The 15090-nt window shown below is 65.9% G+C and carries 8 protein-coding genes; 3 read left to right on the top strand and 5 right to left on the bottom strand.

Annotated elements, in window-relative coordinates:
- Positions 1-20 precede the first annotated feature (20 nt).
- Positions 21-401, top strand: a complete 381-nt coding sequence (locus THSYN_RS33555; RefSeq protein WP_157817529.1) for a hypothetical protein — start codon at positions 21-23, stop codon at positions 399-401.
- A gap of 244 nt (positions 402-645) precedes the next feature.
- On the opposite strand, the gene malZ is transcribed toward THSYN_RS33555, so the two are convergent.
- Complete coding sequence (malZ, locus tag THSYN_RS08420) at positions 646-2520, bottom strand: maltodextrin glucosidase (protein ID WP_100918737.1); 1875 nt, start codon at positions 2518-2520, stop codon at positions 646-648.
- Positions 2521-3016: 496 nt separating this feature from the next.
- On the opposite strand from malZ, the gene THSYN_RS08415 reads away from it, so the two are divergent.
- Complete coding sequence (locus tag THSYN_RS08415) at positions 3017-5965, top strand: response regulator (RefSeq protein ID WP_100918736.1); 2949 nt, start codon at positions 3017-3019, stop codon at positions 5963-5965.
- A 176-nt stretch (positions 5966-6141) separates the two neighbouring features.
- Here THSYN_RS08415 and THSYN_RS08410 read toward each other — a convergent pair whose 3' ends face one another.
- The 4 genes from THSYN_RS08410 to THSYN_RS08395 form a co-directional block, all read right to left on the bottom strand.
- Complete coding sequence (locus THSYN_RS08410) at positions 6142-7587, bottom strand: DegQ family serine endoprotease (RefSeq protein ID WP_100918735.1); 1446 nt, start codon at positions 7585-7587, stop codon at positions 6142-6144.
- Positions 7588-7942: 355 nt separating this feature from the next.
- Positions 7943-8290, bottom strand: a complete 348-nt coding sequence (locus THSYN_RS08405; RefSeq protein ID WP_100918734.1) for an MYXO-CTERM sorting domain-containing protein — start codon at positions 8288-8290, stop codon at positions 7943-7945.
- 8 nt (positions 8291-8298) lie between these two features.
- Positions 8299-9066 carry a PEP-CTERM sorting domain-containing protein gene (locus THSYN_RS35240; RefSeq protein ID WP_100918733.1) on the bottom strand — a complete coding sequence of 256 codons (768 nt, stop codon included), beginning with the start codon at positions 9064-9066 and terminating at the stop codon, positions 8299-8301.
- Positions 9067-9221: 155 nt separating this feature from the next.
- Positions 9222-13154 carry an SdrD B-like domain-containing protein gene (locus tag THSYN_RS08395; protein WP_100918732.1) on the bottom strand — a complete coding sequence of 1311 codons (3933 nt, stop codon included), beginning with the start codon at positions 13152-13154 and terminating at the stop codon, positions 9222-9224.
- 194 nt (positions 13155-13348) lie between these two features.
- Between THSYN_RS08395 and THSYN_RS08390 the strand changes: the two genes are divergently transcribed.
- Positions 13349-15064, top strand: coding sequence for a hypothetical protein (locus THSYN_RS08390; RefSeq protein WP_100918731.1), 1716 nt, complete (start codon positions 13349-13351; stop codon positions 15062-15064).
- Positions 15065-15090: the final 26 nt, after the last annotated feature.

Genomic DNA, 15090 nt, shown 5'->3' with positions numbered 1-15090 from the left:
AGCCGTTGAGAGGACGGGAGATGGAGAAACGCAAATCCATTACCATATCGTTTTTCGTCCTGCTATGTTTCTCCACGCCGGTATGCGCGCATGGCGAGGCTGCTTTAGCCTTTTATATACCGCTCTTTTCTGCCATCGCGCTTGGAATACCGTTTATCCTTGATCAGCCTGCTGGGGGATACATTCGGGGCATATTGGCAGTCACTCTGGCAGGCACAAGCATCGTAACAGTCGTGGTCGCGGCATATCTCATGAACAGCAAATGGCACATGGATAGCTTATATCGTTTTCTTGTTTACTTTCTTGGGATGGCCGCAGCGCCGATTGTTTCTTCTGCTGTCGTCGCATATTTCTTGCGCCGCAGGAAACAGGGTCCACGGATGAAATCGGATTTTCGGTGACGGTTTCGATGACAGTTACTTAATTGACGCGGCCGTGAATCAAAGCCTCCGGCGTAGGGACTCCGGTGGCCTTGATCATAACTCCGGCCACAGGCGCTGGCGGCAGCCCGTCGCGGCCTGGGGGCCGCTCCTACGCCGTAGGAGCGGCCCCCAGGCCGCGACGGATGTCACCCCCGAGGTGGCCGGAGCGGTGACAGGCGAGCGAGGGCCTTTCGCGGCGCGACGCCGCTCCCACGGGCCCAGGTCAGGTTGCGGCCTCCCCGAGTTCACCGCGCAGCAGCAGGCCCTCTTTAGGCCCCAGGTCCAGGGTCAGGGTATCCCCGCCCAGGCCCCAGGGGCACTCGCCCAAAAGGACACCCAGGTTCATCGCGTGGCCGGGCAGTCCGGCCAGGGGGACGCGCACGCCGGCGCAGGGGGCGGTGCCGCGGTTGACGATCAGCATGACGACCTCGGAGTCCAGGCAGCGGGCGAAGGCGAAGATGTCGCCGGCGGCGAGCAGGGTCTGGTAGGCGCCCCGGCGCAGGGCCTGGTGCTCCCGGCGCAGGCCGGCCAGGGTCTGGACCCAGGCGCGCAGGGGCCGGTCCCAGTGGTCCTCGTCCCAGTCGAAGCAGGCGCGGTTGTAGGGGTCGTTGCGGCCGGTCATGCCGATCTCGTCGCCGTAATAGATACAGGGGACCCCGGGGTAGGTGAAGAGCAGCAGGAGCGCCAGGCGCATCAGGAAGCGGTCCTCGCCGAGCACCGTGAGGCAGCGGGCGGTGTCGTGGGAGCCCAGCAGGTTCAATTGGCAAAGTTGGTTGGCATAGGGGATGCGGGAGCGGGCGTCGGTGAGCCAGGCATCGAGTTCGGCGGCGTCCAGGGCGATGGGGTGATAATTCACGTCCTGGCCGGCGAGGAAGGCGCGCACCGGGAAGGAAAATCCGTAATAGTTCATGGCGCCGTCTTCCTGGTCGCCCTGGAGCCAGCGGGTCGCCTCGCCGAAGTGCTCGCCCAGGATGTAGGCGCGCGGGCTCTCCTCCCGGGCGGCCCGGCGCAGCAACCGGAGCACCCGGGCGTTGTTGCGGGCACCGGTGCCCTCCCCCATCATGTGGGCCACGTCGATGCGCCAGCCGTCCACCGAATAGGGCGGGCGCAGCCAGCGGCGCACGATCGAGTCGACCCCGTCGAGGAAGTAGTCGCGCACCGCCGGATGGCCGAAATCGAGCACCGGCAGGACCTTGGACCCCTGCCAACACTGGTAGCTCTCGGGGTCGGCGGAATCGCTGAAGACATAGGCGCCGCGGTAGGGCGCGGCGACGTCCTGGTAGGCCCCGGGCGCGGCATGGGTCCCCCAGCGGTTGAACCAGGGGTGGGTGTCGGAGGTGTGATTGAACACCGCGTCCAGCACCAGACGGATGCCCCGTCCGGTGGCGGCCACCCGCAGGTCCGCCAGGGCGTGATCGCCGCCCAGGTAGGGGTCGACGTGCTCGAAGTCTTCGATGTCGTATTTATGTACGCTGGGTGAGGTGAAGATCGGGTTCAGGTAGAGGGCGGTGACGCCCAGGTCCTGGAGATAATCGAGCGACTGGCGCACGCCGATCAGGTCGCCGCCGTAGAATTCGCTATTCGGCCGCTGCGGGTCGATGGGCTCACCCCAGTCCTTGGCCCGGATCGGCCCGTCGTCGCGCGGCGCGTAGGCGCCGGACTGGGGGCTGACCGCCGGGTCGCCGTTGCGAAAACGCTCCGGAAAGATCTGGTAGAAGACCTGATCCGGCACCCAGTCCGGCGTGGCGTCCACCAGGTTGGCCCGGAAGAAGCGCTCGCGCAGCGGCATCCGGGGGCTCGCGCCCGCCGCATCCAGCCACCACTGCCGGTCCGTCCACAGGACCTTGAAGGCGTAGACGGTGAGTGGTCCGGCCGGGTTGGGGATCAGGTCCGCGGCATAGACCCGGAAGCGCCCGGCCTCCGCAATCAGTTCCATGGGGATCAGACGCTCTTCATTGTCCGGCTCCAGCCGCAAGAAGACCCCGGTGGGAAGGTCGCCGGGAAGCGCGGCGGCCAGCCACAACTGGACCCGGCAGCGCCCGTCGCGCGACACGAAGAAGGGTGCGATCTGGTGATGGATCATGGCGGGTGCGGTCATGGGTCCCCCTGGATTAGGTGGGTAGGTGGCAGTCAAGCGTGAAGCCGGTCACTGGCAGCGCCGGCCCCATTATCGATCAACCTTAGCTTGTCCTTGAGTCGTTACTGAACTGCTTTTTCCGGGCTCAAACATCCGCGTCCCAAGGAGACAGAGACAAGAATACCGTGAAAGTCCGGCCGACACCCGCGGGTCAAGCTACCAGGGTGCGCCTGCCCGGCCGGTCTTACCAGCGTCGGCCGACGGGTCGCAGGCCCCATGACCCCGGATGCCATGGGCCGAGGAGATCAGAGGCGTTTGTTTTTGCGCGTTTCTGTGCGTTTGCGACGGACAACTGCGCTTTTGACCCGGTTGACCCGCTGTTAGGGTCCTTGCGCTGGTAGAATCGCCGGACGGTTATCGGCGGCCGTCGCGGTTGCGGACCTCAAGTCACCCGGCGCGCCGCTACCCGACCCTCGCACCTCGGGGGAGCAGAAAAATACGCGAACCGTCACTACCCATGATCGCCCCGGACCACGCACAGCACCTCCGCACCCGCATCCTCTGGCCGCTCGCCCTGGCCTTGGGGCTCGTGCTGCTCGCCGCCGTGCTGGGGTTTCACCGGCACGCTCAGGCGGACCTGCAGCGGGCGACACGCGAGACCGGCCGGCAGGTCGCGGCCCTGTTCCAGTCGGCCCTGGGCCAGGACGTGGCACTCGTCGATGGCGAGCGGCTCGACGACCTGGCGTTGGGGGAGGATATCGATCGCCTGGCACCCCGGGTCAAGGCCGTCCTGGGGATCGACCTGTTCGTGTTCATCGACAAGGGCCTGCTGGAGCGCGCACGCTGGCAGGAGGGGCGGCGGGCGGCGGGGCGCGGGGGGGATTGGGACCAGTTCCCCGGGGTGGTCCTGGCGGGCGGTACGTTGGACCCACCGCCGGACACCCTGGCCGCCGCCCTCGGTGCCGTCACCGCCACCACTGCTGCGACACCCCTCGCCGACCCCAAGGAGTTGACCGCGGCGGAGCGCCGCCTGGCGGTGCAGTCGCTGCCCTTGAGCGATGCCGCCGGTCGGCGGGTGGGGCTGATCCTGCTCCTTGACGATATCACCCTGGCGCACGCGGGGGCGGCGGCGACCATCACCGCCCTCACCGCCCTGGCCCTGGGGCTGGCGGCCCTGCTGCTCGGGTTCTTCTGGTTCTATCTCGGGCGCATCCAACACACCCTGTGCGGGCTCTATGAGGAGCTGTGGACCACGATCGAGCACCAGCGCAGCGACGAGACCCGGCTGATCGCCCAGGAGCACCACCTGGAGCAGGAGTCCGCCCAGCGCCAGCGCGCCGTCGCCGAGGAGCAGACCCTGGGCAACCTGCTGCGCCTGGCCCTGGAGGACTCCGCCGCCGCGCCCTTCCTCGACGCGAGCCTGGCCACCCTGCTCGAGGCGGTCCCCTGGCTCAGGCTCCAGCCGCGCGGCGGCGTGCTGCTGGCCGATGACGGCCAGGACCCGCCCCGACTGCGGCTCGTCGCCGCCCGCAACCTGAGCCCGGAGCGCATCGCCGCCTGTGCCGCTATCCCCTTCGGGACCTGCCTGTGCGGCCGGGCCGCGGCCGCCCGCGAGGCGATCCACAGCGACGGTTTGAGCCCGGACCACGCCCGCTGTCTCTCCGACGCGCGCGATCATGGGCACTACAATGTGCCGCTCGTGCAGGGTGGGCGGGTGCTCGGGGTCCTGGCCCTCTACCTGGCCCCGGGACACCAGCGCGCCGAACGGGAGTTGGCGTTCCTCGGGCGGGTCGCCGACGTGCTCAGTAACGGGCTGGCCCGCCGCCAGTCCGCCGCCGAGCTGCGCGTCGCCCGCGATGCGGCGCAGGCCGCCTCGCAGGCCAAGAGCGAATTCCTGGCCAGCATGAGCCACGAGATCCGCACCCCCATGAACGGCGTGCTCGGGATGGCGGAGTTGCTGGCCGATCTGCCGCTCGGTGCGGAACAGCGCGAATTCGTGGAGACGATCCGCAAGTCCGGCCAGGCCCTGCTCACCATCATCAACGATATCCTGGACTTCTCCAAGATCGAGGCCGGCCGCCTGGAGTTGGAGCCGCTGCCGTTCGACCTCGGCGCCGCCGCCCACGAGGTGGCCCAGTTGCTCTCGACCCGGGCCGAGGAGAAGGGACTGGAACTGATCCTGGACTACCGGCCGGACTGCCCCCGCTATGTGGTCGGCGACGCCGGGCGCGTCCGTCAGATCCTCCTCAACCTGGCCGGTAACGCGGTAAAATTCACCGAGCGGGGGCACATCCTGGTCAGTGTGCGCCGACTCTCGGAGACCGGCGGCGTCGCCCGCATCCATCTGCGAGTGGAGGACACCGGGATCGGTATCACCCCCGAGGCCCAGACACGCCTGTTCGAGTCCTTCGTCCAGGCCGACCCCTCCACCACCCGGCGCTTCGGCGGCACCGGCCTGGGGCTCGCCATCAGCCGCCGCCTGGTCGAACTGATGGGTGGGGAGATCGGCGTCAGCAGCGAGCCGGGCCAGGGCTCCAGCTTCTGGTTCACCCTCCCGCTACCGCTCGCCGCGGCCCCGGCCGCGGCGCCGGCGACGATCGACCTGACCGGGGTGCACGCGCTCATCGTCGAGGACAACCCGGTCAATCAGCGCGTCTTTCAGGAGCAGTTGCGCAGTTTCGGCGCCCGCTCCCAGGTCGTCGGGGACGCCACCCTGGCACTCGCCGCCCTGCGGGCCGCCGCCGCGGCCGGGGACCCCTTTGAACTCCTCCTGCTGGACCACCTGATGCCGGACCTGGACGGGGAGCAGTTGGCCCGCCAGGTCCTGGCGGAGCCGGCCTTCGCCCGGTTGCCCTTGGTGCTCCTGACCTCCTCCGGGCAGCGTGGGGACACCGAGCACTTCCGCCGTGCCGGGTTCAGCGCCTATCTGATCAAGCCGGTGCTGATCGAGACCCTGCGCCAGTGCCTGTCGCGCGTCTTGGCGCGGTCACGGGAGGCCGCGCCCGAGCGGCCCGCCGACCCCACCCCGACCGCTATCCCGGCACCGACCGCGACCGCCCCCGCGCGCCCCCCGACGCCGGCGCCCGCCCGCTACCGCGGACGGGTCCTGCTCGCCGAGGACAACGCCATCAACCGCAAGGTGGCCTCGAGCATGGTGCGCAAGCTCGGGGTCGAGGTCGACACGGCGGAGAACGGCGAAGAGGCCGTAGCACGCTGTCGCACCATCGACTACGACCTGATCCTGATGGACTGCCAGATGCCGCTCCTGGACGGCTTCGCCGCCACGCGGCGCATCCGCGCCCTGGACGGGGCGCACCGGCCCACCATCGTCGCCCTCACCGCCAATGCCATGGAGAGCGACCGGGAATCCTGCCTCGCCGCCGGCATGGACGACTACATCTCCAAGCCGTTCCGGCTCACGGACCTCAGCGCGGCCTTTGAGCGCTGGCTGCCGCGGGCGCAGTGAACCAAGAAAGAGCAGTTTGGCCGCAAATGAACGCAAATTGACGCAAATAATCAGAGACCTGGCCTTTACTGCATGTTCATCGTCCGGGTGACGCCCGCGACCATGCTAACCAGCCGCTTATTGGCGCTTATTTGCGTTCATTTGCGTTCATTTGCGGCCAAATACTCTTTTTCAGTTCAGGGCTTCGGAATCCGCACGGCGTAGAACATCCGCCCGTCACCGCGTTCGACCAGCACGGCGACCGAGCGCCCGGGTTCCAGGGCCTCGAGGATGCGGTTGAACCCGGCCAGGTCGGCGACGTCCTGACCGTCCAGCATCAGGATGACGTCACCCGCCGTGAGGCCCGCCTGGGCCGCCGGCCCCTCCTTCACCCGCTCCACCAGGACGCCGCCGCGCTCGAGGTCGAGTTGCTCGCGCTGGTCGGCGCGCAGGTCGCTGGCCACCATCCCGAGCCGGTTGGGCTTGCCCTCCGGCGCCCCGGCGCCCTTGTCGTCGCTGCCGTCGTCAGACTGGTCCTCGTCGGGGAGTTCGGCGATCTTGATCTGGAGCCTGACCGGCTTGCCCTTGCGCAGGACCTCCAGGCGGGCCGACTCGCCGACCGGGGTGGTCCCGACCAGGGGCGGCAGGGCACTGGAGGTGGCGACCTCCTTGTCGTTGTAACGCAGGATCACGTCGCCCGGCAGGAGACCGACGGCGGCGGCCGGGCTGTCGGGCAGCACCTGCGCCACCAGGGCCCCGCCCGGCTGCGGCAGGCCGAAGGTCGGGGCCAGTTCGCGGGTGACGTCCTGGATCAGCACCCCGAGCCAGCCGCGGCTGACCCGCCCCTTGGTCTTGAGCTGCTCGAGCACGTCCATCGCCACATCAATCGGGATGGCGAAGGAGAGGCCCATGAAGCCGCCGGTGCGACTGTAGATCTGGCTGTTGACGCCGATCACCTCCCCGTCCAGGTTGAACAGGGGACCGCCCGAATTGCCCGGGTTGATGGCGACATCGGTCTGGATGAAGGGGACATAGTTCTCACTGGGGAGGTTACGGCCCTTGGCGCTCACGATGCCCGCCGTGGCGGAGTGCTCGAAACCGAACGGCGAGCCGATGGCGAGCACCCATTCGCCGACCTGAAGATCCTTGGCGGAACCGATCTTCACCGTCGGCAGGCCGGCGGCGTCGAGCTTCAACAGGGCCACATCGCTGCGCTTGTCGGACCCGACGAGGGTCGCGACGAACTCGCGGCGGTCGCTGGTGCGCACCACGATCTCGTCGGCACCCTCGACCACATGGGCGTTGGTCAGGACATAGCCGTCGGCGGAGACGATGAACCCGGAGCCCAGCGAGCGGCCCTGCTCGGCGTCCCCCGGCGCGTCCCCGGGGTCGCCCTGATCGCCGAAGAAGTGACGAAAGAAGTCCTGGAGCGGGCTGTCGTCCGGCAAGTCCGGCGTCGGCACGCCGGGGAAGCGCTTGGCCGGGAGCGGGCGCTGTTTGCTGCTGATATTGACGACCTTGGGACCGTTCTCGGCCACCAGGGCGGTAAACTCCGGCAGGGCGTGGGTGGTGGCCTGGGCCTGGGTCAGCAGCCCCGCCAGGAGGGCGCCGCAGACCGGCCGTAAACGCAGGGAAAGACGCATGAAGACTCCGTGTGGCAGTCGCCGGCGCGCCATCGGCCCGCGGCGGATGCGGGCCTTGGCGGAGCGACCGGGAAAGTGGGGGCCGCGGGTCAGTCGGCCGCGGCGCGAAGCCCGGCTGCCGGCCGGGGCCCCCGGACAGCGCAACACTTTAGCGGGGCAGGCAGAACAACGCCAGTGCGAAGGCGGGCGGGGGTGCGATCAGAACTGATGTGGTGACCAAGATCCCGGGTAAGCTGTCGTTGTCGTTGTCGTAATCGAATAATCCGACCACGATTACGACAACGACAACGACGCCCGGTCCGTGAGAACCACGGGCCGGACGGGGCATTCACCCCGTCCGTAACGATTTCTAACGTCAGCGCTTAACCAACCGACGGGCACGCCGCAGGGCGAGCAGACCCAGACCGAGCAGCGGAAGGGTCGCGGGGCCGGGAACAGAAATATCCAGGGTGGTCTTGTTCCGGTACATCGTGACCGGGGACCCGTCGATGTCATTCTTCCAATCCAGCAAACCATCGTTCGATCCCGGCACGGTTGAGATCCGTAGGATGGGCAGAGCGAGAGCGATGCCCATCAACGATGCCATCAAGGATCGCGGCGGCAGATGGGCATCGCTGCGCTCTGCCCATTCTACAAACTTCGCCAGATTCGTGCCGCGGGCTGGCCGCACAGCGAACCCGGCGACCCGGCTGCGCAGCGACATACCTCGCTCTAGGCCGAGGCCCGGCGGCGCCGCAATGCCTTACGGCCACCCCCAAACAGACCAGCCCCCAGCAGTAACGCCAGAGTGCCCGGCTCCGGCACTTCAACCTGACCGTTGGCTAGCCCGATGGCGATACCGGTGGGTGACTCTCTGTCGTTGCCCTTGACGTCGAAAAACTGCTCGTCGGAATCGGGGATCATGGTGTTGTCTATCAAGGTCAGCCAAGTGATACCGCGCTGCTGCGGGTCGTTCACCGTAAAGCTGAAGGTCGCAAGCACGACGCCGCTCGGCTGAAGGGCCATGAGATAGGTCGTTGACCCAGACGGAGCGAGTGGACAGGTATCGCCAACGAAACCGCACAGCACGGACGACTGACCGAAATCGACCGCCAGATCCGCGCCGTGCGGCCCGTTGTAGCTCGCGGGCACGACATAATCCGTCTGCTGACCCGTGACGAAATACTCGCCGTCGGTATCGTCGGGTGGATCTAACGCACCAGTCCCAAGGGCGGCTCCGAACGTAACGCTGTTCGCGCTCAGGAACGAGCTGTCATAGCCCAACAACAAGTCGTAGGCACTGACAAAGTCATTAACCCCTACTTCGCTACCAAGGCCCGAAAGCGTCACGTCAACGGTAAAGGTCGCACCGGCCAGCAGCGGACCCGTGAACGACGGGGTAACGGTGAAGGTGGGAACGGCCCCGACCGGAGCCGTATAGATCAGGCTGAGCGCGAGCCCAGCGGTCCCGACCAGGAAAAAAAACGGCGATCTATTCATTCGTTTGATGGTCTCCGAAAATTAGGCGCTCATCGGGTCAAGCACGGAGCGGACGGTACCAAGCGCAGGAAAGGGAACCCTGATCGGCAACGGCTCATCCTCATCCCCTCCTGATCCTCCCCCCAGTGGGGGGAAAATCACGTCATCGTGCAGTTTCAGGGTCGCGGCGTGATATACAACTGACACGAGCTAACGTCGTTCACCGTGAGCTTGCCATCCTTCACGCAATCGCCGCTATGAGCCGCCCCGGTCGGCGTCACCTTGATCTTCTGATGACTGCTGATCCAGGCGATATCGTTGATGTCCACGACCGCATCACCACTCAATGAATTAACGCCATTCGGAAGCTGTGCCGTGACACCGCGGCGCGGGTAGACATCGCAGATGGTGGTGCAGGTGGCCGCCGCCGGGACATAGCCGAAGTCGACCGTGAGGTTGACGTTGGCATCCGGCAAGCTGCCGGTGTAGCTGCCGGCCCCCTGCTCGCCAGTGGGCTCGTGGCCGACCGCCAGGTCGATGATGCCGCTGCGCACGCCCTGGCTGGCGGGCGTGCCGCCGTCGATTCCGTTCTCATCGACATTGTCGTCCAGGGCGTTGTCACCACCCGCACCGGGGGAAGACGCAAGCCCGACCAGATCGCCGCCGGTCGCGAATTCCTCCTTCGGGATCAACACGAAGTAGCGCCCCTCGGGGAGGTTGTCGAACAGGTAGAATCCGCCGCCGGCCGTGGTCGTGGTGCGATACGGGGCCACCGTCGCCGGGTCGTCGCCCTCGAAGAACAGATCGACGGTGACGGCGTTGATCGGCGTCTCACCGAGTCCGGGCTCGTAGCGTCCATTGCCGTTGGTATCGTGGAAGACCAGGTTCCCGATGGCGACCAGGGTGCTGGCCGGAACGATGAAGCCAAAGTCATCGGTGGCGTTGACGCTGGCATCGGGCAGCACCCCCGCGTAGCCATCCTGCGCCTCGCCCACCGGCGCCCCGCCGACGCTCAGAGTGAAGTTGCCGGAACGGATGCCGCTGGAGGCCGGGTTCGGAGTATCGATGCCGTTCTCGTCCACATCGTCATCGATGCCCTGGTCGGTGCCGGCATCGGTGCTGCTGAGCAAGCCATCCAAGGGCTTGCCTGACCCGAACTCGCTGGCCAGGATCGTCACGTAGTAATTGCCCGGCGCCAGGTTGTCGAACCAGTAGAGGCCATTGGCGTCCGTGACGGTGCTTGCCGCCAGGGTGTTGGCCGGATCGTAGAGCTGCACCGCAACCCCGGCGATCCCGGCCTCGCCACCGTTGAAGATACCGTCATTGGCCACCCCGCCCCCGGCACCATTGTCGAGCCACACGCGGTTGCCGATAGCGACCAGGGTCTGCGCCGGCGCGATAAGCCCGAAGTCGTTGGTGCCGTTGACACTGTTGTCGGGCAGGCTACCACCGTAACCGCTCTGGTCCTCGCCCACACGCTCGCTCCCGGCCTGCAGGTTGAAGGTGTTGGAGCGGATCCCATTCACCGCCGGGTTGACCTCGTCGATACCGTTCTCATCGACATCCTGGTCAGTGGACTCATCGCTGCCGGCACCGGTGCTGGAGACCAGACCGACCAAGTCGCCACCGGGCAGGAACTCCGCCGGGGCCAGCCGGACGTAGTACTGGCCGGGCGCCAGGTTGTCGAACCAGTAGTTGCCGTTGGCGTCGGTCTGGGTGTTCCTGACAAAGCCGCCGACGCTGGTATAGAGTCCCACCGTCACATTGGGGATGCCGGCCTCCCCGCCGTTCTGGATGTGGTCGTTGGCGATACCGCCGGAGGCGCCGTTGTCCAGCCACACCCGATTGCCGATCGCCACATTGGTGGTCAGCGGGTTGTAGAACCCGAAGTCATCCGTGGCATTGACGTTGGCGTCCGGCAGCACGCCCAGGTAGCCGGTCTGGTCCTCACCCGTTCGCTCGTTGCCGGCGCTCAGGGTAAAGGTATTGGAGACGATGCCGTTGGTGGCCGGTGTCGGGTCGTCGATCCCGTTTTCATCGACATCGCTGTCGTTGATCTCATCGTTGCCGGCGTTGGTGGAGCTGAGCAACCCGGCCAGCGGCTGACCCGACCCGAACTCGCTCGCCGGGATCGCGGCGTAGTAAGCGCCCCCCGCCAGGATGTCGAAGAAGTAGTAGCCGCCGCCGCTCGTCACTGTGGTCGCGATGAGCTGGTTCGCACTGTCGTAGAGTTGCACATCCACCCCATCGATCCCCGCCTCGGTGCCGTTGATCACGCCGTCATCGGCCAGGCCGCCACCGCTACCATCGTCCAGCCAGACCCGGTTGCCGATGGCCACCAGCACCGCGGCGCCGTTCACCAGGCCGAAATCGGCGGTGCCGTTGACGCTGTCATCCGGCAGGCCCCCCGGGTAGCCGGTCTGAAGCTCTCCCGTTACCTCTGTCCCAGGTTGCAGGTTGAAGGTGGTGGAGCGGATCCCGGTGCTGGCCGGATTGGCGACATCGCGCCCATTCTCATCCAGCCCCTCGTCCGTGATCTCGTCGGTACCCGCACCCGTGCTGGAGAAGAGCCCTGCCAGCACCCCGCCGGTCTGGAACTGACCGGCCGGCAGCAAGACGTAGTATTGCCCGGGACTCAGGTTATCGAACCAGTAATAGCCGCCGCCGCTGGTGGTGGTGCTGGTGATCAGGGTACCGCCCCCGTTGTAAAGCTCTACCGTCGCGTCGTCGATGCCAACTTCCCCGCCATCCCGGGCGCCGTTGTTAGCCACTCCGCTACTGCGTCCATCGTCGAGCCAGACCCGATTGCCGATGGCCACCTTGGTCGCCAGCACGTTGTAGAAGCCAAAGTCGTCGGTGGCATTGACGTTGCTGTTCGGCAGCACACCCGTATAGCCGGTCTGGTCGTCATCCGTCGGCTCGCCACCCACGCTGAGGGTAAAGAGGTTGGAGCGGATGCCATTGGTGGCCGGCGCGGCGTCGTCGATGCCGTTCTCATCGGTAATGTCATCGGTGACAGCGTCCTTCGCCGCCACATCCGTGGAGCTGGACAGCCCCACCAGGGGCCGGCCGGTACCGAACTCGCTGACGGGGATCAGGACGTAGTAGCTGCCCGGGACCAGGTTATCGAAGTAGTAGCGCCCATTGACATCGGTGTGGGTGGCCGCGATCAGGTTGTTACTGTCATCGTAGATCTCCACCGCCACGTTGGCGATACCCGCTTCGGTGCCATCGATCCGGCCATTGTTGATCAGGCCGCCGCCTAGCCCATCGTCGAGCCAGACCCGGTTGCCGATCGCCACCAGGTTGGCCTTTGGATCCATGAACCCGAAGTCATTGGTGGCATTGACGTTGGCGTCCGGCAGTCCGCCGGTGTAGCCGGTCTGATCTTCACCCGTGGGCATGGAGCCCACCGCCAGGGTGAAGCTGTTGCTGCGAATGCCATTGACGGCCGGCGCGACGTTGTCGATGCCGTTGTCATTGAGGTCCGTCGTGGTCGTGGCATCTGCCCCGGTGGAGCTCAAGAGGCCCTCCAACGGCTTACCACTGCCGAACTCGGTGGCCGGGATCTGGACGTAGTAGCTCCCAGGTTGCAGGTTATCGAAGAAGTAGAAGCCATCCGTATCGGTGGTGGTAGTTCCGACCTGGGCGTTGCTACTGTCGAACAGCAGGACAGTGACGCCGGACACACCCGCCTCGGTACCGTTCTGGATGCCGTCGTTCGCCACCCCGCCAGTGCCCGCACCGTTGTCGATCCACACGCGGTTGCCGATGGCGACCAGGGTGTTGGCGGCAACGAAGCCGAAGTCGTCGGTGGCGTTGACGTTGGCATCCGGCAGGCCGCCGGTGTAGGCGGTCTGGTCCTCACCCGTGGGCATGGTACCCACGGCAAGCATGAAGGTGTTGGACTGGATGCCGTTGGTCAGCGGTGCGGCGTTATCGATGCCGTTGTCGTTGAGGTCGATGACCGTACCGCTGTCCGCGCCGGTGGAGCTGAGATAACCCGCCAGCGGCCTACCCGTGGCGAACTCGGTGGCCGGGATGCGGACGTAGTAGCTCCCCGGTTTCAGGATGTCGAAATAGTAGTAGCCACCGGCTAGGGTGTTCAATCTGACCTAAAAAGGCGCCGAAAAGTCGATGCAAGAAGCGTGTTGCCTGGAAGGCCCGGCGGTCGGTTCTGTGCTTGGGGGAGTACGATGACGCGTGCGACACTTTCTCATGCCAAGCCGTTGACAAACGACGAACGCTTGATCAGTCTACTGGCGCGGTGATCTGACCGCCTTGCCGGAGCACGCACGACGTGATGAATGCATTCAAGAGCCCAGCGAGCCGTCTGGCCAACCTGTTCCAGCGATCACGTGATGCCTGGAAGGCGAAAGCGTTGGAGCGGCAGCAGCGCCTGCGGGCCGCGGAGGTCAAGATTCGGGATCTGGAGCACAGCCGCGCGCAGTGGAAGGCGCGTGCGCTAAAGGCGGAGCGTGCGCGAACGGGAGCCGAAGAGGCCGCGGCGCCGGCGGATGACGAACCAGCGGATGAGCCACCACACCTTGCGCTGTCCCCGCCGGTCGGCCATCACTATTCGGTCATGGTCATGCAGTTAACCATGCGGCTGTATCTGCACGCGGGGCTCGGCAGCCGCGGGGTGGCGCGGGTATTGAATCTGTTCGGCGCGTCACTCCCGGTGGCGGCGCCAGCCCACACCACCGTGCTCAACTGGGTCTATCGCTGCGGTCTCGCGATTCTCAATCGCCAACCGCAATGGCGCACGGATTGGATCTACGTCGCCGACCATACGATCGCCTTGGGGGCGTCCAAGTGCCTCGTCATCCTGGGTATTCCGGTGAGTGCACTGGCCCAGAGCGGTTACAGCCCGTGTCACGGCGCCATGCAGGTGCTGGCCGTGGAGATCACAACACACAGCACGGGAGCGTGGGTCGCACAAGTGCTCAGGCGCGTTGCGCAACGCACCGGTCCACCAGTCCAGATCGTTGCCGACCACGGCAGCGACCTGCACAAGGGCATCGCCTTGTTTCAGGAGCACGCCACTGCCTGCGTCTATACTTATGATATATCGCATCTTATTGCGACGCGGCTCAAGGCCGAGATGGGCCGAGATGCGCGCTGGGAGTCCTTGCTGGCGCACTGTCGCCGCGCGTGGTCGTCCTTGCAGCAGACCGATCTCGCCTTCTTGCTGCCGCCTCGGCAGCGCATCAAGGCGCGTTTTATGAATCTGGATGTCCATGTGCGGTGGGCACAACGCGTCCTCGCCTACCATGATCGCGGCGACTTCAGCGCGATCCGCGCGCAATACATCCTGAAGTGGCCGGCATGGGAGCACCTGTGCGCGCGGTTCGGCGCCGCCCGGGCGCACCCATTGCGGGCCATCGTCGGCATTCGCTATCCCGACCGGGCGGCTTTTTGCCAGGCACTGCAGACACACTCAGACCTCGAGAGTGATACGCTCGACGATGTGTTCTGGCAGCAAGCGGACGCCGGGTACAGCCGCTTCCTTGACGGCTTTGCCTGGCTACTGTCCTACCGGGATGACCTGGTGGATTACGCGCAAATGATGGCGCAATCCAAGCTGATTCAGTCGCATCTCAAATCCACGGGTCTTCAGCAGGGCTCCCAAGAATCACTCCAGGCCACGCTGCCACCGCCGTCAACGCTCACCCCACGGGCGGCGGCCTTTACCCAACAGACTCTCGCGAAGGTCGCATTGGAATCCGCCAAGATCCCGACTGATAGTGTCTGGCTGGCCTCCTCCGATATCATCGAATCGGTCTTCGGGAAATACAAATGCTTCACCACCAGGGGGCCGCTCAAGGAGATCGGTAAGCTGGTGCTTGCGATTCCTGCCTTCATCGCCGACCTGGCGACTCCGTTGATTCAGGAGGCGATGGAATCGGTGCGTACTATTGATGTCGAGCAGTGGGCGACAACGCACCTCGGTGCGTCGATGCTGGCCCGGCGTCGGCGTGCTCTCATTGATTTTGTGTCAAACACGAAAACTGCATGAATTTAATTTGCGATATAGGTGAGATA

The organism is Candidatus Thiodictyon syntrophicum (assembly GCF_002813775.1).
GTDB classification, from domain to species: domain Bacteria; phylum Pseudomonadota; class Gammaproteobacteria; order Chromatiales; family Chromatiaceae; genus Thiodictyon; species Thiodictyon syntrophicum.
Note: the sequence above shows the minus strand (reverse complement) of the source record. Positions and strands in the feature narration are given on the sequence as shown.

Coding starts and splice junctions, on each gene's coding strand:
- THSYN_RS08415 (WP_100918736.1), top strand. CDS start 3,017: ATGATCGCCCCGGACCACGCACAGCACCTCCGCACCCGCATCCTCTGG.
- THSYN_RS08410 (WP_100918735.1), bottom strand. CDS start 7,587: ATGCGTCTTTCCCTGCGTTTACGGCCGGTCTGCGGCGCCCTCCTGGCG.
- THSYN_RS35240 (WP_100918733.1), bottom strand. CDS start 9,066: ATGAATAGATCGCCGTTTTTTTTCCTGGTCGGGACCGCTGGGCTCGCG.
- THSYN_RS08390 (WP_100918731.1), top strand. CDS start 13,349: ATGAATGCATTCAAGAGCCCAGCGAGCCGTCTGGCCAACCTGTTCCAG.
- THSYN_RS33555 (WP_157817529.1), top strand. CDS start 21: ATGGAGAAACGCAAATCCATTACCATATCGTTTTTCGTCCTGCTATGT.
- THSYN_RS08405 (WP_100918734.1), bottom strand. CDS start 8,290: ATGTCGCTGCGCAGCCGGGTCGCCGGGTTCGCTGTGCGGCCAGCCCGC.
- malZ (WP_100918737.1), bottom strand. CDS start 2,520: ATGACCGCACCCGCCATGATCCATCACCAGATCGCACCCTTCTTCGTG.